This window comes from Paenibacillus sp. JT22N1, assembly GCF_059692155.1.
In genome coordinates, this window is sequence record NZ_JCAUAW010000012.1 from 250,645 (window position 1) to 270,963 (window position 20,319).

Annotated in this window: 15 protein-coding genes; 2 read left to right on the plus strand and 13 right to left on the minus strand. The window is 44.6% G+C overall.

Features of this window, described 5'->3' with window-relative positions:
* Window positions 1-164: 164 nt before the first annotated feature.
* From AC58UU_RS23535 to AC58UU_RS23595, 13 genes are all read right to left on the minus strand, one after another.
* A complete protein-coding gene (locus AC58UU_RS23535) occupies window positions 165-488 on the minus strand; it encodes an L-rhamnose mutarotase (protein ID WP_497319309.1) in 324 nt (107 codons plus the stop codon).
* Window positions 489-498: 10 nt separating this feature from the next.
* Window positions 499-882 (minus strand): amidohydrolase family protein, encoded by a 384-nt coding sequence (locus tag AC58UU_RS23540; protein ID WP_497319310.1) that lies wholly within the window; start codon window positions 880-882, stop codon window positions 499-501.
* 17 nt (window positions 883-899) lie between these two features.
* Window positions 900-1,037: a hypothetical protein gene (locus tag AC58UU_RS23545; RefSeq protein WP_497319312.1), complete on the minus strand. Its 138-nt coding sequence runs from the start codon at window positions 1,035-1,037 to the stop codon at window positions 900-902.
* Window positions 1,034-2,965, minus strand: coding sequence for a DUF8034 domain-containing protein (locus tag AC58UU_RS23550; protein WP_497319314.1), 1,932 nt, complete (start codon window positions 2,963-2,965; stop codon window positions 1,034-1,036). The genes AC58UU_RS23545 and AC58UU_RS23550 overlap by 4 nt, the downstream gene beginning before the upstream one ends.
* Window positions 2,966-2,998: 33 nt before the next feature.
* Window positions 2,999-3,901, minus strand: coding sequence for an aldo/keto reductase (locus AC58UU_RS23555; protein WP_497319316.1), 903 nt, complete (start codon window positions 3,899-3,901; stop codon window positions 2,999-3,001).
* 41 nt (window positions 3,902-3,942) lie between these two features.
* Window positions 3,943-4,674, minus strand: a complete 732-nt coding sequence (locus tag AC58UU_RS23560) for a sugar isomerase domain-containing protein (protein ID WP_497319318.1) — start codon at window positions 4,672-4,674, stop codon at window positions 3,943-3,945.
* Between the two features lie 19 nt (window positions 4,675-4,693).
* Window positions 4,694-5,044, minus strand: a complete 351-nt coding sequence (locus AC58UU_RS23565; RefSeq protein WP_497319319.1) for a hypothetical protein — start codon at window positions 5,042-5,044, stop codon at window positions 4,694-4,696.
* Between the two features lie 67 nt (window positions 5,045-5,111).
* Window positions 5,112-5,870: an SDR family NAD(P)-dependent oxidoreductase gene (locus tag AC58UU_RS23570; protein ID WP_497319321.1), complete on the minus strand. Its 759-nt coding sequence runs from the start codon at window positions 5,868-5,870 to the stop codon at window positions 5,112-5,114.
* Window positions 5,871-5,906: 36 nt separating this feature from the next.
* A complete protein-coding gene (locus tag AC58UU_RS23575; protein WP_497319323.1) occupies window positions 5,907-7,187 on the minus strand; it encodes a Gfo/Idh/MocA family protein in 1,281 nt (426 codons plus the stop codon).
* Between the two features lie 211 nt (window positions 7,188-7,398).
* The gene (locus tag AC58UU_RS23580; protein WP_497319324.1) at window positions 7,399-11,703 is read right to left on the minus strand and encodes an InlB B-repeat-containing protein; all 4,305 of its coding nucleotides are present in this window, start codon (window positions 11,701-11,703) and stop codon (window positions 7,399-7,401) included.
* Window positions 11,704-11,887: 184 nt separating this feature from the next.
* Window positions 11,888-13,465: an ABC transporter substrate-binding protein gene (locus AC58UU_RS23585; protein WP_497319326.1), complete on the minus strand. Its 1,578-nt coding sequence runs from the start codon at window positions 13,463-13,465 to the stop codon at window positions 11,888-11,890.
* Window positions 13,466-13,527: 62 nt separating this feature from the next.
* Window positions 13,528-14,403 (minus strand): carbohydrate ABC transporter permease, encoded by an 876-nt coding sequence (locus AC58UU_RS23590; protein WP_497319328.1) that lies wholly within the window; start codon window positions 14,401-14,403, stop codon window positions 13,528-13,530.
* A 12-nt stretch (window positions 14,404-14,415) separates the two neighbouring features.
* Window positions 14,416-15,291, minus strand: coding sequence for an ABC transporter permease (locus tag AC58UU_RS23595; protein WP_497319359.1), 876 nt, complete (start codon window positions 15,289-15,291; stop codon window positions 14,416-14,418).
* A gap of 315 nt (window positions 15,292-15,606) precedes the next feature.
* On the opposite strand from AC58UU_RS23595, the gene AC58UU_RS23600 reads away from it, so the two are divergent.
* Window positions 15,607-17,946 (plus strand): helix-turn-helix domain-containing protein, encoded by a 2,340-nt coding sequence (locus tag AC58UU_RS23600; RefSeq protein ID WP_497319330.1) that lies wholly within the window; start codon window positions 15,607-15,609, stop codon window positions 17,944-17,946.
* A gap of 57 nt (window positions 17,947-18,003) precedes the next feature.
* Window positions 18,004-20,280: a helix-turn-helix domain-containing protein gene (locus tag AC58UU_RS23605; protein WP_497319332.1), complete on the plus strand. Its 2,277-nt coding sequence runs from the start codon at window positions 18,004-18,006 to the stop codon at window positions 20,278-20,280.
* Window positions 20,281-20,319: the final 39 nt, after the last annotated feature.

Below are 20,319 nucleotides of genomic sequence, written 5' to 3' on the forward strand. Positions count from 1 at the left end.
CCCTGTCTTGTTTGTGTTGCCTAATGGAGAAGAAATGGCATGGTACCTGATGTTATAGTTTGTTATACCTCTGATCTTTGCTACCCAAGTTTGAAAAATCAAAAAGCCCTACGATTTCTCGTAAGGCCATCGTTTTCTCAAGAAATGGAGATATCATGTTGAAATTATATATTTCTAAGGGTGAAGGTGTAAATTTCATTTGCTTCTTTCCACATCTTCGCGAAGCATGCGCCGGTAAGCCGTTGCCATTCCCTTTCCACGAATTCATCCACGTTCCGACCCGGTACTTCCAGCGATGAATCCGACTCTACGATCATAAACAAGGTCAAACCTTCGCGGAAAATTCGTAGCGACAGGATACCTGCTTCTTGCATATGCTTTATATTCTGTTCCGGTATTTCGTCATGCAGCTGCTGATATCGTTGCACTTGTTCGGGGTGCAGCTTGGCGATCTTGATTTCCGTTTTGCGGGTTGCGTTTGTCGACATGGCATCCACCTCAAACTTTCATTTGCAATCGATAGAAATTCATAGCGTTTTCGCCAAAAATGGTACTCCTCTCCCCCTCACCGAGCTCGGGGGGCAGCGAATCGCCTGCTAGCTGAAGCATGTTTTCGTAGCCTCCAGCCTGCAAGCACACCGGCCAATCACTGCCGAACATCATCCGTTCCGGGCCGAATACGTCGACAACACGCTTGATGTAAGGCGCCGAGTCCGACGCTTTCCAATTGCAGCCTCCCGTTCCGGTCGCCAAACTGGACAACTTGCATGCCACGTTGGCAAACTTCGCCATTTGAGCTATGCCGCTCTCCCAAGCCGTATCCCAGCCCCTCGCAATGTCGGGAAATCCGATGTGATCGACAACGGCTTTCATCTTAGGCACAAGTGTTAATAATTGTCTTATTCCGAAAAACGCTTGAGGTCTAATGAGTAAATCGACCGATAATCCCGGTACAACACTCTCCCCATCTCAGGCGTCAGCCAGCCGTAATCGCCTCTGTCCAGCTTCCAATAATGCTGATGCGCATCGATAATCATGAACCAACCCGCCCTTGAATAAGCTGCTTGTCATCTTCCGGCCAGGGCATCGTGTAGGTCGGCGTATTCGAGAAGCGCTTCATGCCTAGGCGAAGCGTAATGCCCGTCCCCTCCGGCAATTCCACACGAAGCCACTTTCCATTCACCGCCACCGTCCCAGTGACTTCGCCGTTACTGCCGATGATTTCGCCGATCGTAAATTGATGCTCGCCGAACACGCCAGCCTGAATAATGAGCTCACGCGTATCGAACAAGCTCGTATTCACGAGCTGGACCGTTACGGAGTCCGGCGTTAGCTGTTCGACTAAAGCCGAAACGCCTTGCGGCAACCCCGGACGCTTCTCTGCATCGTCGAAATAACGGACTCGGCCGTGCTGCAGCCCACCATGAGAGATATGCATCGGCCCCCCTAACGTCAACTGCACGAGACCTTCGAAGTAAACCGGACACATTTCTTGCCAAATATGAATGGCGGAATACATTCCTTCATTATAATGCTCCGTCCAATTGTGCGGATTTCCGTCTGGCGCCCGCATTTTCGCCAGTTGATTGCCAATCATTTCGTAGTTAGCGCGCAAGATTTGCTCCGGATAGTCGGGATTCAGACCGCGAATGTACTGAAACCACGGCTGCGTGTTACCGATGTAATGCTTCGTTTCCCTTCCTGTTTTCGGGTCGCGACCTGAAAACCGGGGTACGATCACTTCGTTCCAATCGTGGTCTTTTGGAATGCGCTCGATGCGATCCAAATCTTCATCTGCCATCGACATCGACCATAAGTAAATCGGATATTTCGGGAGCGCTTCGCGGTAATCCGTCCAACCGCTGTCAAAATGCTTGTACGGGACGAGCCACTTGCCGTCCTGTTCCTTGCGCAATTCCCAATTCCGATCAAGCTGCTCTCTCGCAAGCTGCAGCCTGGTCAAATCGCCTGTCAGCATCGCTACGTTCATACATGCATTCGTCAACGGCTCAATAATCGTCATGAAGCCGTGTGGCCAGCGCCAGCCGTAGTAGCCGCCCCACCATTTGCCATCATTGTACTCCCCAATTTGATCGGTCAGTCCGACGTTGTCCGGAATAATGCCGCCGTTGCGATCACTCCGCTCCTGCCACGCTTGCACATATTCGACAACCCAATTGCGCAAGTTCTGATCGCCGGATTGCATGTACGCATGCGTGACTAGCCCGGTCGCGTTCAAGTTCAGTGGCACGTCTCCACGGTTCATCCTCTCGTTCATTATGGAAATGAGATGCTTATACACCTCGTCGTTCGACCAGGCACATTTGCCGCTGGCGAAATCGACTCCGGGAATGTCCTCATAGGGCGCAAGATAATCGTCCAAAATGCCCCGGTGCGTACTCCAGTCCTCTTCGTTCACGACAAACCGCGGACCGCGGCTGCCGTTGAGCGGCGAACGGATCAGCTTCCGTTCTTTATCGTAGTTGAGCGCTTCCGGATCATCTCCCGTGTACATGCTCGCGAATGTAAGTGCGCGCTGGCGATCTTTCAGCGTAGCTGGTCCCGCCAACCCGAGAAAATACAAGTATAAATAACCTTCACCGTGGTGCATCCAGTCGTAATAAGCGTCAAACTCCCGGTGGATTTGGCCGTAATGCGTCCATTGCCAGGTGATACCGTCGAAAATGCGTCGCGCTATTTCATGCAGCTCGCTGCTCCCCCCAAGCATGTACAGAAGTGCCAAATTCATAAAACCCTCATAAGTATCATCCGATCCGTCCATTCCCGGCCAATGATCGAACCAAATGAGCGTTCCGTCCGGACGGGTATAGCGCGCGACGAATTCTTTTGCCGCTTTGTTCAACGTATCAAATAGTAACTGCTCCTGCAGCGCCCAATGCGGCAGGGCTACACGCTCCGAGGCGGTGATGCTCGCAATGGAACTCTTTAATTGAGAATTGGTCACGGCATGGTTCTCCCTTCGTTTTGGCGGTTATTATTAATCCAACAATGGCTGATCATGGAACAGTTCGTATACTTTTTGCAGTTCCTCCGGCTCAAGCCCTTTCCCATCGCAAAATGCTAAATTCGTGCGCAGAGAGCTAACTTTCGACGTCCCCGTCAGTGTCACGTGAATATCCGGGTTGCTGAGGCTAAAGCGCACGGCGGGTTCGATCAACCCTCTTGGCTCCGTTTTGCGCAAAAATTTCAGTTGTTCCATCCGCAACGCTGCTTTCTCCAAAATGTCAGGATTCAAAAAATGCGCCGCCGCATCCGCCAACAAACCCAGTCCCAGTACGCTTCCGTTGATGACCCCAATACCCATTTTCTTCGCCAGCGGCAATACCTCGTCTTTGGCGGTATGATCGATCAACATATAGCGAGCGTAAAATTGAATAGCGTCGAAGCTATCCGTTTTCATATAGTCCATGAGCAGCGAAAGTTTGCGGGTCGTCACGCCGGTGAACCGAATTTTGCCGTCTTGCTTCAGCTTTTGCAGCGCCGGAATTGTTTCATTCATAATCAAATCGTAAGCCTGAGACTCGACATCGTGGAGTTGCAAAATATCGATCCTGTCCGTCTGCAGCCTTTGCAGGCTTTCTTCAACGGAACGAATGGTACTTTCGTAGTCATAGCGAATATCCGACCGAACCGCTTTCGAAGCGATAATCACTTGGTTTCGGCGGCCTTCGGCAAGTGCTTTGCCAATGCGCCGCTCGGACTCGCCGCGCCCGTACAAGGGCGCTGTATCGATGAAATTGATGCCGCTATCGATCGCCTCGTGGATGAGGTTATGAACTTCCTGTTCATCCGTTTTCCCGAAGTCTCCGGCCAGCGGCGCACCGCCCAAGCCGAGCTTGGATACTTTCAGTCCTGTGTTGCCGAAAATGGTATACTGCATGGGACTCGGCTCCTCTCCCTGTTTGCCTTTTTTTGTGCTTCTTATAAATACCTGACCCGTTGCTTATACCGATCAATTAATTCTCGGTTATGTCCGTCTCCTCCATCCCGATTGGCACTAACCAAAACCGGAGGAACAGTTCCTCTCTGCGTTAATTCATCAACAACCGCTACCGTTAAAACTTGAATAATCACAATGCCGCCAATCGTTGAAGTTGGCCCTATTTTGTGCAAACTGTCGTCGTAAGACAAGGTGGCATCACCGTGTACCCCGCAAGTATCCAATACGATATCCGCTGCTTCGTACAGTTTTTTCCCGCTGGGATGACGCGACGCCGTCTTTAAGGAATGATCCATATTCGTTAACGCAACGACGAACAATCCCCGCTTTTTGCTCTCCAGCGCAACTTCAATCGGGACGGCGTTAATGCCGGAATTGGAAACGACCACAATGACTTCCCCCGGTCGCAAATCGTATCCACTTAGCAATACTTCCGCATAACCAGGCAACCTCTCCAGCAGCGAAGCCCGGCCTACGTTGATTTCCATCAACGACGGCTCAAGCATTGCATTTACGCAAGCAAGTCCGCCAGCGCGATGAAACACTTCTTCCGCAATCATATGAGAGTGACCGCTCCCAAAAACGTGCATAATGCCACCATTTTCTATCGAATCCGCAATTTTGCAGGAAACTAAAATAAGGGCATTTTTCTGTGTGGTTTGTATGTTGGCGATTTGTTCTTGAATGTTTCTGATATATTGATCAAGAAGCATATGCATCCACCTTCTACGCTTATTTTTGAAAAATATTCGCCGTTGCTCCTAACATACCAGCCGTCGTCGGGAAAGCGGCTTGTAAAATATTCACTTTCATCACATCTTCGCTTGGAAACCTTGCCCGCACCGTTTTTCTTGTAGCTTCCAGAAGTAGATCGCCAGATTGACTGAACCCGCCGCCGATAATGATAGCCGGACCGAGATCCCCATGATAGATATGGTGATCGACCACTAAGCTTGCGCCGATTCCGGTACCTAAACAAACATATAGAAAACCGAATTGATCCATTCCCGCGCCATAGCGCAACTCGCGCCACTCGCCTATTAGAATGCGGTCTTTCAAGATTTGAAACGTCTGATCCCACATGTTCGACGTATTAACTTTCGGAAGCTGATTTTAACAGTCATAGCTTATTGTCCTCCATTCGCTTGCCTCAACCGATGAAATAACCGCCGTCCAACGGAATTTCCGCCCCGTTAATCCAAGCAGACTGGCTGCTGGCCAAGAAGACGATCACATGTGCAATTTGTTCCGGAGTTGTAATGTTCCGCGCTGTCTGCAATAGATTCTCAGCTTCTTCAGGCGTATGGTTCGTCATATCAAACCATTTCTTCAGAAGCGGCGTTGCTGTGCCCCCCGGCATGACGGCGTTCACCCGAATGCCCGACTCGCGCAAATCGAGCGAAAGACCGCGCGTCATATGGTTTAAAGCGGCTTTCATAGCGTCGTAAACGAGGTTATTTCGGCTATTCACAAGCCGGTTGATCGAGCTTACGTTAATGACGACGCCGCTGTCGCTTGCTTTGAGTAACGAAAGCGCTTCCTTTGTTAGGAAAAATGGCGTCTTCACGTTTACCGCAAACAGCGAATCCCAGTCGCCGTGTTCAATGCTTTCCAGCGGTTTATTGCAAATGAGCGCCGCATTGTTGACAAGAATGTCCAGTCCCCCCCAGTGCTGCGTCGTTTGTTCGACAAGCTTCCTTGGGGCTTCTAGAGAAGACAAATCCATCTGTACAAATATGGCATCGCCTCCGAGCGAGTGAATCTCACTCACCACATGACGTCCGCGTTCTTCGTTCATGCCATGGACGGTTACCTTTGCGCCATGGGAAGCCAGCTCAATCGCCACTGCTTTGCCGATACCACTAGTTGATCCAGTTACGAGTGCTACTTTGCCTTTCAGATCTTTCACACCAATCACTCCTTGCATGTTGAATGATGAAATTCGTTATTTATGGATGCTTTCTCTCAGCTCCAACCTATAATCGCAGATGCTAATCACCCGACTCTCCAAACGCGACTTCTCGGCAGCGAATGCCATCAGATGGCTTTGTACGGAATTCCGTGCGCCAGTAAGTCCAACTTCATCCCCACCTCTGCTCACTAACCGAACGAAGTCCCGCATGATGCCGTAGTCGCCACCGCCATGTCCTTCCAATGGAGCGTCAATCTCAATCGTTTCGGTCACACCTGAAACAAAATTGCTCACTTCGATGACGTTTTTCTCCATATCGGCTCTGATCTGACCTCGTGTTCCCATCAGCTTCATCGATCTACCGCCTTCTTTCGTGAAAGCACACATCGTAAAAGCGACAGTAACCTCGTTCGTAAACTCCAGATTTACAACCTGATGATCCACCACATTGTTATCGCAGTGATATACGCATCTACCGTATGGCCCCTTTTTTAAAGCTTGAAGGACACCCTCGCTGCTGTCATCGTTGCTGACGACTTTTCGTAGCACAGAACCTACCCAATCCTCTCTCTCCAAATACATTTTAGGAGCATAATACGGGCATTCGTTCTGGGCAGGGCAGCCGTCCAAACAGTACAATGGCGCTCCTTCCGGGGCACTTTCGGAGCGAAAATGTGTTAACGCACCGAATGACGATACCTTCGTACAGTCTGCATCGGCTAGCCACAGCAAAATATCCATGTCATGACAACTCTTCGCTAAAATCATTGGGCTGGAAGTTTCGGAATTTCTCCAATTCCCTCTTACAAAGCTGTGCGCTTGATGCCGGTGCTCCACATTTTCCGTATGCTGGATAGAAATAAGTCTGCCTATCGCTCCATCTACAAGCATTTGCTTGAGCTTTTTATAGAACTCGGTATATCTAAGCACATGACAGATGGAAAACACTCGCTTATATTTTTCAGCGTATTCCCCCATGAGAATGCATTCGGTCGGGTTAGGGGACATCGGCTTTTCGAGAAGAACATGATACCCTTTCTCCAAAGCCCGGATGGCCGGCTCAAAATGCATTTGATCCTGCGTGCAAATCAAGATCGCATCAGCGAGCTTTGGCCCTTCAAACAGCTGCTCCCAGCCTTCATAAGCATACCCATCATCGATAGCGTGAGCCTGCTGGAAACGTGTTCTCTTTAGAGGGTCTATCTCTGCAATCGCCACAAATTTCACTTCTTCGGGGTAGTCCAATGCGTAGGAAGCATAAGCTTCGGCACCTCGTTGTCCCGCTCCTATCAATACCGCTGTCATGGTCGCCATTTTGATATTCTCTCCTTTTAACAATAAGTCAACTTATTGACCTGATCATACCTGCTTACCTCACATACGAAAACAACAAAAAATGAAAAATCTTCGATTTCTGGCGAAAATTCATTTCCGTACATTCAACAAAAAAGAAAACTGCGTAGAATCAAAAGAGAGACCATAAAAAGCATTTTTGCTCTTCATGGCCTCTTGCTTAATTAAATTTTTATTTTGACCACGCTTTAATTACCTCATTTGCATCTGTAGTCAGTACTTGCTTCGCATCGTTGGAGATGTTACTCTCCAGAGCTGTATTATCCATATGCTTAAGGAAATCCTGCATATGTTTAACCGCCTGATCCATATGACCTTTGGCAAAATGATCCAGCGCTTGAGTCAATTTGTTGGAAAGCTGGATCAGCAGCGGCCCGGACACATCGCCGGATGTAGAGAATGCTTTCAAAAGAAGCTGCATCGAATTGCCGCTTGTCGTTACGGTTACGTTTGCGTTCCATTGCGTAGAGTTACCCGCTTGATCCGTTACGGTTACTTGAATGACATGGGCCCGGAGCTGCCCCGCCCAGTTCAGTGCTGTTCCTGGCACATAAGGACTTCCATCCACCGTCACGGTTTGAGAAGCAACTCCAGATAAGTTATCCCCGCTTTGCAAATTAAACGTAACCGTTTGGCTATCCTCGAATGCATCGCCGTCCGCCAGCGGATTTCCGTTCGCCAATACCTTGAACGTAGGTGCCGCATTATCGGACTTAACGAGAATGGATTTAACGTTTTCTAAATTCCCCGCTTGATCCGTCGAGCGAAATTTCACTTCATAAATTCCGTTGCCAAGCACAATCGGCGAAGCGTATGGAACGAAGCCGCTTGTCGATTGCGTGCCGTAAACGCTTTGTACGACTGTCAGCGCATATTCAGTCGAAGCAACGCCGGATACGTCATCCGTTGCCTGGAGCGAAACCGTTACGTTCGACGTATACCAATCGTCAGCTCCTGCAATTCCGGTTACTGTTGCAGAGGTAACTGGTGAAGTGGTATCAGATCCTTTAAACTGTGCCGTTATTGTCACGTCCTGCGACGGCATTGGGAATGTGTAAGTACCGTCACCGTTTGCCGTTATCGGATATACGGTGTTATCCGCGCCTGTAACTTTCAAAGTGGCTTTGTCAAGCTGAAAGCCTGAATATGCCTGGGTGTAAATAGTCACAGTGTCGCTGCTGTGCGCCCTTGAGTAGTTAAGACTTGTGCTGGTGGCAATATCACCGTTTGCGGATTGCACAACATGAATATCGTTTGTTGCATACAGGGTTATGGGGTTTCCGATAGGAGTGAAGCTAGTGTTTTTGGTAACCTGTTGCAAGGTCCATTGCTGATTCGGTACAACCTCGGTCAGCTTCCAGATCATGCCGTTAGACCATGCTTTTCTCATATTAGCCTGCACCGCAGACGTGAAATTGCCGCCAACAACAAACGCGCCATGTTTTATCGCATTGTTCCAAAGCTTGATATCATTTGCCATGTAAGTCAAAGATTTAAATGTGTTTGCATTAACATACCAGCCGGTTCCGGCATTCCAACCGGCCTTCATAGCAAGGTTCATAAGTAGGTTAGGCTCGTTGCCAGCTCCATGACCTCCGCTGGTGTATGTCCAGCCAAGCATTTCCGGGAAAAAATTTTGACCGTAAAAATCCAAATAATTGTAAATGAGATTGACCGGTGTATTGGATTCTCCCCAGCTGATTCTGGATGACACACCCCATAAATTTGAGCCCATATCACTTGCTTCTGTAATAAATCCGTCTTTGTTTCCGGCTGCATTTATACGATTATAAACTGCGATAGGAAATTCGCTGAATTGAAGAGGACCGTAAGTCGTCATTTTGGTTGCCTCTAATGCATCATAAGACATTGCATGGACACCTACGTTATTAAATATGTTTGCCATACGGTCGGTCATCTGCTTATTCAATTCTATATCCGCAATATATCTGTCATAATAGAACCAAAGCAGCTTAGCGGCATCTCCTATATCATGAGCGCTTACCGTAGTAGCACGATAACCGCGCGTAACGCCTGTCAATTGCCATTCGTTGTCACTCACTTTAGTGCAGGTGCCAAAAGCAATCATTTCATTGTCGATAAGAACGCTATTTGAACCTGCTGCGTTGACAGCATCCGGTGAGAATTCCTTGCCGTTATCGATATAAACGGTAGTGTCGGTAGCCGACATCGGTCTTGTCAGATGCGCAATGCCCGCGCTTGCGAGCCCGGCATTAGCAAGGGGCTTGATATATGTCACATCGCCCGGGGAAATCTCGTTCGACAAGGTATGAACGCCCACCTTAATGCCGTAGCTTGCAGCGGTGTCTACCATCTGTTTTGCCGCTGCATCGGAACCGCCGAAGTTGCCGTTAAACTGGAATCCGCCGTCTGTGATCCATGGACCTGACGCGCCGTATTGCCCGTAGATGTAATTAATACCTGCGTCGAGGGCCATTTGGGAGTCATTAACAATGTTATTGGACATATTGTCGGTAAACACTAGGAAATCCTGTGCTGTTTCCAGAGAGGTCTTTTGCCACTTACCGTTAATCGTCGGGTGCGGCAAGCCTTCATTTACCTCTATGTTGGATAAAACGTTTAGAATGTTGGGAGTTCTTGTTCCGAACAAGGCAATTGAGGAGCCTATCATGCTCGCATCACCTGCGTAATCACCGGTAAGCGCGGGAATGGTGCGCGTAGGTGAAGCGGCGTTCCATGCCTGAACCTTACGCTCGGTTGGCTTCGTATAATCCCATGTGTAAGACTGCAACGCACTGCCCCATGTGCTGAAAGAAGCCGAGACATTGTTGAAACCTCTGGTATTGAGGGGATGTGCGAATCCGTTAACGTTCGGAAGATTCGATGGGTAGCTTAAATTGTTAAATTCAACCGGCCAACCACCGACGGTCTTACTGTTCAAGTCATGAATCCCGATGCCGAATTTGTCGTTGTATGCAACACCTGCAACCTGACCGCCTGATGTTATGCCAACCTTAATGGGACCCCATAATACTGCCTGCGCCGACCATCCCGACGGTAATGTCAAATCTGTCAGTGTAAATTTGGTATAGCCGCCCTTTGTATCAATATTTACGGTAGCCTTGCCCTTTACAGAGGCAAAATCCAAGGTTAAGGTCCCGTTTTCTTTTGCATAATGTATCGCTGTTGGATACTGCGGAACATAGTTAACAATCAGGGACATCAGATACGATGCCTTTCTGTCCGGACCGGTTGTAACATAGTCGGTGCCATCAAGAGTGTTGATAAGTTTTGTAACCTGACCGGCGCTGTTTACCACGATATTCAACAACCCTGCTGGAATTACATAAGCATCCGGAGTGGGCACAGGTACCCATATCGCTGCCATAGTTATATTATTTGTAACCGGAGTGGAAAAATCATAAGGAACTCCATTAAGCTCCCATCCTACCAAAATCATACCATCGCTTGTCAGACCTTCAGGAGGGGTCACCGTTTTGCCTTCCGTGACCTTTACAGTAATTGGTTCCGCATTCTCGCTGTAAGAAAATTTAACGGTGTATACATGAATGGTTTTCCAATTAGCCACAAGCTTCATGTCACCTGTTACCGGCTGAGAGAAATCCCACGCTGGTCCGCCGGCAACATCCACTGTCCATCCGTCAAAAACCTGACCCAATGTTTGGGAAGCAGGGTCGTTGGGCTTTGTTAATACGGTGCCGTTGCTTACTTTTACAGTAGATGAAGGGTTAACTCCGTCATTATAATCATAAGTGACGGTGTTCATATAGTAAGCCTGTAGCTGGCACATTTGCGGAAGGTTATTGTTGGAGATTGTGCCGGTTTCGCCGCCAGACCACCATCTGATGTAGCGTGCAGTTGTCGGTGCAAAGTTAATCTGATGACCGCCGGCATTTGTATCCTCCTGATATTCGGCGTCATTTCCGGCCGAAACACCCGTGATTGCACCGTTTACAAGAGTGCCGTTTGCAAATGTCTGGTTTGAGTCATTTGGATCCTGATGAGCGACATCGTTGACATCCTGATTGAATACGTTGACCCAGTTGATGCCGTCTGCCGAAAGCTGAACAATCTGGTTATGATATGTTCTTAAGCCTACTGCTTCGTGATTTCTATAATAATTCCAAATTTTAATGGCATTCATCGTTTTTGCTGTTCCTAAATCGATGAGAAGATATACGTCGGCAGTATCGCCGGGAGTGCCGGGAGTGCCGTTTTTGCTCGGTGCAACCCATAAATCGGTATTTATTATGCCGCTTGTTATGTTTTTGAGTGAAAATGGGGCGGCTCCCCACCAAGCACCGGCACTCTGACCAGTTGAATCATAAGTGGACCCCGTTACAGTGGCATTATGTGCAAGATTTCCCGGAGGGGTACCTGTTGCCGTCGCCGCCGCAACATATGACGGAAGCGAAACTGTTACGAAATAACATAAGGTTAGAATAATTGATAAAAGTCTTAATTTGCTTTTCATAGTCCACCAAACACTCCTTTAACATTTAACTTTTGAAGTTTTTTAATGCTTTTTTCGGAAGTTCATAGGTGATGGATTGAAAACCAGATAATCATAGGTGTAATGAAAAAATGAGTTAAAAGGGGAACTTTTTATGTATTCACTACGAGTAGGATTACATGCAAAGTTCCCACTTTAGCTTCAATTACTTATTAGTAGCTTTCCAAGCATCCAATTGCTTTTGCTTTTCAGCTATAATTTTGTCGGACCCCGCCTTTTTCAACTTATCCAGGAATTGCGGCAAATACTTGTCAGGGTCTACGGAACCACTGGAGATGGCATAGAAAAGTTCATCTACGGCAGCGTCAACATTAGCCTTCTCTGCTTTAACCTGTGTAAAGTCAAATACGAATCCCAGCGCATTAGAAGGTGTTGCGTTTTTATTCAGATCTACCCACATTTGAGTAAACTTCTGATCGTTTCCTTTTGGATCACCCTCTGACAAGTAGCTCAGCGACATGTTGCCAAACTCCCATGGAGAACTCATTTGGAAGCCGCTGTCTTTAATCGTTTCAATCCGGTTATCCGCTACTTTCTTGTAATGCTTACCCTCAACACCCCAGACAAGTGTGTTGTATATTTCTTTATCAGTGTTAAGAAGATTGAGAAGCATCATGGCTCTTTCTTTGTTTGGCGAATTGGCAGATATAGCTGTCATTGTTGCTGCAGCTTTATCGGTTGTAAGCAGCGGTTTCACGAACTGGAAGTCGTAAGACTGTACATCTTTATTAGCGTAAGACATTCTTCCAGGTGCCTCCATGCCAGCTTGCACAAATGCTGCGGAGTCAATATCGATCTGGCCTAACTGAAGTGCATTCTTTCCAGCTTTACGATCTGCCGAAGTTTCTTTTAAGGTCGCTGCGTCTTTCCTTAAGTATCCTTTGGTGTACCAGTCTCTCATCATCATGACATAGGCTTTGAATTCAGGTGTCTCATACTGATTGACAACCTTGCTTCCATCTTTTAAATACAGATCTCCAGGTGTCTTCGAATCTCCTAAACTTTCAAAACCAAACATGGGCGGAGCTGTAAGGAACGGATCCCCCCCTTGGCTATATTCCCAAGGTATTAGATTGGGCTCGCTCTTCTTGACCGTTTCCAGGAAAGGCGTCAGGTCCGAAAGCTTGGTCACAGACTTCCAATCGAGTTTGTACTTATCTACTACTGCTTTCTGTATGATGTAGCCGTACCCTGCGGTTGACTGTTGGAAGACAGGCACGCCATAAATATGTCCTTTAACTTTGACCGCATTCCAGAACATATCCGGAGTACCTTTCTTCATGTCAGGATATTTGGCAATCAAATCGTCCAATGGCGCATAAGCTCCATTTGCCACATTTTGAAAGTAATTGTTAAAGCCTGCCGCTGTCCAGACGAGATCGTAGGGCTCGCCAGAAGCCATGGTAACTTTCATTTTTTCTTCGTAAGCACCCCAATCAATGCCCTTAAGGCGAACCGTCGCGTTGATTTTTGGCTTGATTAGCTTATTCACAGCATCTTCTACGGACTGCATATCTTTCTGAGGCCCAGCCGGGAAATAGTACGAAAGTTCAACTGGCGCTAATGGAGTTGCCGTTGGTTGAGCCGTTTGAGCTGCCGCAGTACTCGGCGCAGGAGCTGAAGCCGTTGGCTCAGCCTTTGGAGTGCTGCACCCAGTAAGTGCGACAGAAAAACCAATACTCAGCGTAACAAGAGAACTTACCATTTTCTTCGATTTGTTCATGTTCTGACCTCCATATTTGTTTTGTATATGCTTAACGGGATCAAGCCCGGTAAAGCCAATCTTTAAGATTTCACCGCGCCTAAAGTAAGGCCTTTGGCGAAATATTTCTGCAAAAAAGGGTAAGTAAGAATAATAGGCCCGACGGCTAGAACGCACGTTGCCATTCTGGCCGTCTCGTCCGGTTGGATAGCTACGGCTTTCGCCGTCAAAGAATTGGCTTGGAGAAACGCGATGTTGTTCATGATAGACTGCAGGAGAAACTGCAGCGTATACAGCTTACCGTTCTCAACGAATAAAGCAGCAGTAAACCAATCGTTCCAAAAAAAGACAGCAGTGAAAAGACCTATGGTTGCGAGCACTGGCGTTGATAAGGGGATGACCAGCCTTAAAAATGTATGAAACTCGCCTGAACCATCTATTCTCGCAGATTCTATAATCGATTCTGGGATTGTATGTGTAAAAAAATTTCTCATAATCAGTACATTTACCGATGAAACCAAGTAAGGTACGAAAAGCACAAATATCGTATCTTTCATATGCAGGTATTTCGAAAGCAGAATATACCACGGTACTAACCCTCCACTGAACAGAAGGCAGAATACGACCAAGAAGGACACGATGTTTCTGTACTTCACTTCTTTTCTTGAAAGACTATACGCAAACAAGGACGAGATCATAAGATGTAATAGCGTGCCGGCGAGTGTAACGATAATGGTAACGGCATAGGCTCTCAGTATGGGTGAATTTCCGTTCAGAATGTAGGAATAGGCGTTTAAACTAAATTTCAGGGGAATCAACTTATAGCCAAACTGGAATATCGACTGCTCATCAGATAGAGAAACGGAAAGTACAACGAGCAAAGGTATCAGGCAAAGTACGCAATACACCATAAAAACAACATTAATTATAAGGTTAGGCAACGTAAGTCGTTTGCTCATCCTGTCATCCTCCTAAAACAATGCGCTGTCGCGATCATAAAGTCTAATCAAAAAGTTCGATACAAGAACGAGGATAAATCCAACACACGATTGGTAAAGTCCTACAGCAGAAGACATGCCGAAATCACTCATGCTTTTCAGAGATCTGTAAACGTAAGTGTCGATGACATTCGTGGCACTGAACAACACGCCCGACTCCTTGGGCAGGTTATAAAACAATCCCCAATCCCCAAAAGCGGCGTAAAAAATTTTCCCCGCCTGCAGCAGCAGTAAAGTAATTGTGATCGGGGCCAGCATCGGAATCGTAATCTTGATGGCTTGCTGAAACTTGCTTGCGCCATCCATTTTCGCGGCCTCATAATACTCTGTGGAAATCCCTGCTATTCCTGCTGCAAAAATGACGGAGAAGTACCCGACGTTCTTCCATACATAACCCGCCGGTAATATAAACCACCAGTAGAGCGGTTCAGAATACCACTGAACAGGCTCCGCTCCCAACTGTGCTAGAAGATTGTTTATTAGACCTTTGTCCATGCTTAGGAAGGAGTACAGCAAATATTCAGCTACTACCCAGGATAAGAGAAAGGGAAGCAGTAAAATGCTTTTGTACGCTCCTGCAAGAAAGCGATTGCCAATTTCATTGATGAGAATCGCAAACACGAGCGATAATCCAATACCGAGTACTATGAAGATCAGGTTGTATGCGATCGTATTGAATGTGATTTGAAAAAGTGAATCAGATTGAAAGAGAAACTTGAAATTCGTGAAACCAACCCATTTACTCTTTAGAAGCCCTTTAATCGGGTTATACTGTTGAAAAGCAATGACAACCCCTAACATAGGAAGGTAGTACATCACAATTATGAAGATCAGCCCGGGAAGCATCATGAGATAAAAGATTTTGTTTTTGATCAACTCACTTATGACAGGTACTCTCTTTTTAATAGTTGTTTTCGAATCCACAAGCATTCTCCTTTGCATGGCGGCAATGATTTGATGCTCCTATCATAAGTCGAATACCAACGATCTGAATACAGAAAAAAAACAGTAAAACACCGATTTTTAATAGAAATAGCGCTACGATAATTGACCGAATCTCTAAAAAATGAACAGTCATGGAAAAATAACACATTTAAATTGAGTTTCTTTGGGGGATATATTAAAATTGATTTCGATCGATTATCCTTCTATAGAGGTGATTGCATGTACAAAAAATTACTTGTTACCTTCATAGCAAGTATCACCACGTTGATATTAATTCTTTCCTCCTTGCTGTACTACAATTACACCTCTTCTTCTATTGAAACTGTAAAAGAAATGAAGGGAAATATTTTATCTAATATCAGCTACAGCTCTGTATATATGGATAATATTTCAAAAAAGTTCTGTCAATCCTTAATGCTTAATAATTCCATTAAGGCTTTTGCGTACAGCAGGGATCAGGATATTCTAAATATCGGCGGTGCCATTAAAACATTGAATAATTTAACAATCCCCAACAGCTATATATATTCTACTTATATATACAACCAAAAAATCGATACCTTTATCACAACAGAAACGTTTTATGATAGTCCTGATTTTTATGATAAAGAGATTGTAAGCATGTTAAAAAGTCCCCAAACAGCCAAATCGCCTAGTCTATATCCAATCCCAAGAAAAATCCCAGTTACAAATGGTTCAAATGTAAACGATGTCAATGTATATACCTATATTTTGTTCGATACAAATAATAATAAAGGTGACTTCGACAGTGCCATCGTATTGAATGTGGATGCGGACTGGCTAAGACTAACTATTTCATCCTTGGATAATAAAATGGGTAAATATGGAAATGAAATTTTCGTCTTGGATGATAAAGGCGATATCGTAAGCCACTACTCGCCCGATATGTTCAAGCAAAATATTTCAGATCAGAGTTATATCCGTACTATTCTTCATGCAAAAGAACCATCAGGAACCTTTTTTAATGTACTGAATCATAAAAAATATGTCGTTTCCTATGTATCTTCCAATGAATTGAAATGGAAATTTATAAGTATAACGCCGTATGACACGTTTTTTTCAAGTGTTAAAAAGAACGGGGTGATTACCCTTGCCTTTTGTCTTATCGTCCTTATAATGGGACTATTATTCGCCTTCCTTGCTTCAAAGAAGCTTTATCATCCTATTGGAACGCTCACGAAGGGGATCAAACAAAAGCTGGGTCAAGATGGTAAACCGGAGAAAAACATCGATGAGGTTGGCTTTCTCTCAACTGCTTTCACAGGAATCATCGATAAAACAATCCTTTTGGAAAATATGAAACGAAATACAGCTCCCCTTCTAAAAAATGATTTTCTAAAAAATTTAATCATTGGCCAAACTTATCTACCTCTTGAAAAAATGTCGGCCAAAGAAAATGAACTTCAAATTGATCTGAATTTTAAAAACAATCTGTTCTTATTCCTGTTAAAAATTGACTTCTACAAAGATTTCGTTGACCAACATAATGAAAAAGACCGATCCTTATATAAAATTGGAATTGCTAATATAGCCAAGGAAATCACAAACGAGCACTACAGAAACGAAGTCATAGAAACTACATTCGATCAATTTACAATATTGGTTGACATCGAACGGCTTTCTGAGCAATCGGATCCGTCCATGGACATCTTTCACGACATCATAGCTAAAATCCAATTTTGCGTCAAAAAGTATTTGAACATCTCGTTAACCGGAACGCTTGGATATGTTATCGAGTCGCCGGATCAAATCAAGTACGCTTATGAAAAAACGCTTAACCTGTCCATGTATAGAATTAAATCAGGGCATTACAGCCTTATTACTCCTGAAATGTTAAAGGAAGTGGATGACAGCTCTTTCCTATTTCCCGCCTCTAAAGAAAAACAGCTCATTGACTCTCTTAAGTTAGGGAGCGGTGAAGCTGCAAAGGAAGCCTACAAGGACATTATTAAATCAATGGAGCATTCATCTTATGACACGATCCTAACATCTGTTATATTCTTGTTTTTCTCCATTTACAATTCGCTAAATCGGATCGTGGAAGGCTCACAATCTACATTCAATGCTATTTCGATCGATTTTTTCAACAAAGTGGCCGGGTTTGAGACCTTAGAAGAAATCGAAAGGACATTTTTCACGTTATTCGATGATATTATTCTTTTAAAGGATGGTACAAAAGATAAGAAAAAGAATATGATCGTCGACACCGTAGCCGACATGATCCACGCTAACTATTCTGATAAAAACCTTACATTAACAAGCTGCGCCGAAGCGTTGTCCATTTCTTCCGTTTATCTTGGAAAGTTGTTTAAAAATGCAACCGGTAAATCAGTAGCCGAGTATATTACAACAGTGCGTATGGAGAAGATCAAGGACTTCCTGGGACAAACTCAATTGCCGATAAATGATATTTTAGAAAAATGTGGGATCGAAAAATCGAACTACTTTTATACCAGCTTTAAAAAATACTTTGGTGTCTCGCTCACCGAATACAGATTACAAAATGTGAAGGTAAACAGTGAGAAAGAGATTTTATAAACCTTACATGTTTCCATTCAATATTGAAGGTAATGTATGGAAAGGGGGGATAGGATTATGCTTAAAAAATTCATATTTAAAAATCCGTTTCAACTATTTCTAACGATTTTGTTGCCTTTTCTTGTGAGCACGGTATTGCTCCTGTTTGTCCAATTCTCCCTTCTAAACAACAATTTCGAGAATTATGCTCTTCATTTGGTTTATAATCAGCATAAAACAGATTTGGAGCATACAAGTCGTAATGTCAGCGTAATGGAAGAATCGGTCAAGACGGTTTCGATCACCGCCTTTTTCGATAGTATGGTGAAAGATCTTTTGTATTCCGATGTCGATTCGGAAGATTTCGTGAAATACAAAAGCAAATTGCAATCGTATAAAAACATCTATCCCTTTCTTCAATCGATTTATATCTATAACGGTCAACATATGTATACGCTTCCAAGTGAAGGTTTTGTATATGATCGAAATTCATTCTATGATCCAAGTATTTTCCCAATTCTTGATGATATCCATAACAACAAGACCCATAGCATTGTATTAAGACGCATCCCGAACATATTATCCGGCATTACTTCTAACGCTGCAGATTCTATTAACGTATATTCTTATTTATTTTTTGATTCCCAAGAACAGAGCGGCAAAGTAAATGAAGCAATTATCCTTAATGTATCGGAAGATTGGGTTAAGAAGAGCATTAGTTCGTCTGATCCCAATAATCGTATCTTTATTGTTAATCGTGAGGGGTTATTATTATCTGACGATGAAAAGCATCCCTTGTTAAGCGAATTGAAGCAAGAAAACTACATCCAGAAGATTCAATCCTCGAGTGAAAAGATGGGGAACTTCCGGATGGAGATTGATGGTGTCGATTCCTTTGTTACATTTGCCGCTACTGATGTGTTCGATTGGAAGCTAATCAGCATTACACCTTATTCCTATATTATCCATGATCTTGAGAAAATGAAGCAAAAAACGTTACTGCTTGTGGTAACTTTCATTATTGGCAGCATCCTGCTTTCCTTCTATTTGTCGCGTCGACTGTACGTGCCTATCTCTTCTGTTATTCAAAATTACCTTCTTATGGAAACCGAGAAGAAAAATGACTTTTATATGAGGAAACAAGAATTCCTAAGATCATTGGTTGCTTCTAATGAGTTGCCATCGTCGGAATTTCTTAATAAACAGTTTAATAAATTCCATGTTGAACTCGAACCCTCTGATTGCTTTGTCATCGTGCTGCTTAGAATTGATCATTTCTCGGATTTTAGTACCAAATATAACCGCACCGACCGCAATTTGCTTATGTTTGGTATGGTGAATATTGTTTCGGAAATTTTAGCTCAATTACACCATCAGGAATGTATTGAAATGGACGAGGATCGCATGGTCATATTGATGAGTCGAGGCGATACTGCACAGCCTCCTTCCGATGATCAACGATTTGTCGACCTCGTTCAAGAGTTTCAACAAAAGCTACAATCTTTCCTGAATATCTCGGTATCCATCGCGTGCAGTGAAGCTTTCCATACCTTGGCGGGGCTCAATTACGCTTATTTGAAGACCGTGGATCTATCTTGTTATCGATTGATCTTGGGACACCGTTCGATCACTTATGCTGATAATTATTTGATCCCCATCGACACTTATAAATATCCACAGGATCAGGATAAAGAATTGACGGATGCAATCATTCGAGGTCAATTTGACCAAGCGAAACTCATATTTTCCAACATGGTTGAGAATGCTTCCACACAGAGCTATTCCGTAATCAACTCCGTTATGATCCGTTTATTGTTATCCATTCGTTACGCGATAGAAATTCTGGAAACTAATCTGAGTTTAAAAATCGACTTTAACTTTAACAAATACTTGGAAAACATCCAGAAAATTGAGACCCTTAAAGAAATACAATCGGACTTCTTTCAACTATTTGACAATTTGGCGCTTGAACTGGCATCCAAGAAAGACAACAAGTATTTGAACATTCTTGACGACGTGATCTTGACAATAAACCAAGAATTCACGAACCCGGGATTATCTGTAAATACGATTGCCGATCGGGTACATTTATCGCCTCGCTATTTAGGGAATATTTTTAAAAAGCACCGCTTCATTCCTGTTGCCGATTATATCGATAACATACGGCTGAAGTATGCCAGCGAACTCATTACCAATTCCGATGAAACCATCAATGTGATCATGGAAAAGTCGGGATTTCTGAGCCGCAGCCACTTTTACAATCTTTTTAAACAAGCGTACGGAGTAACGCCTAATCAATACCGCAGCAACGCAATGACTAGGAAGAAAAGTGCATTTGAGAATACATATACGTAATGAGAACTGTCATATGTAAATAGCGTTGCACTAAACTGG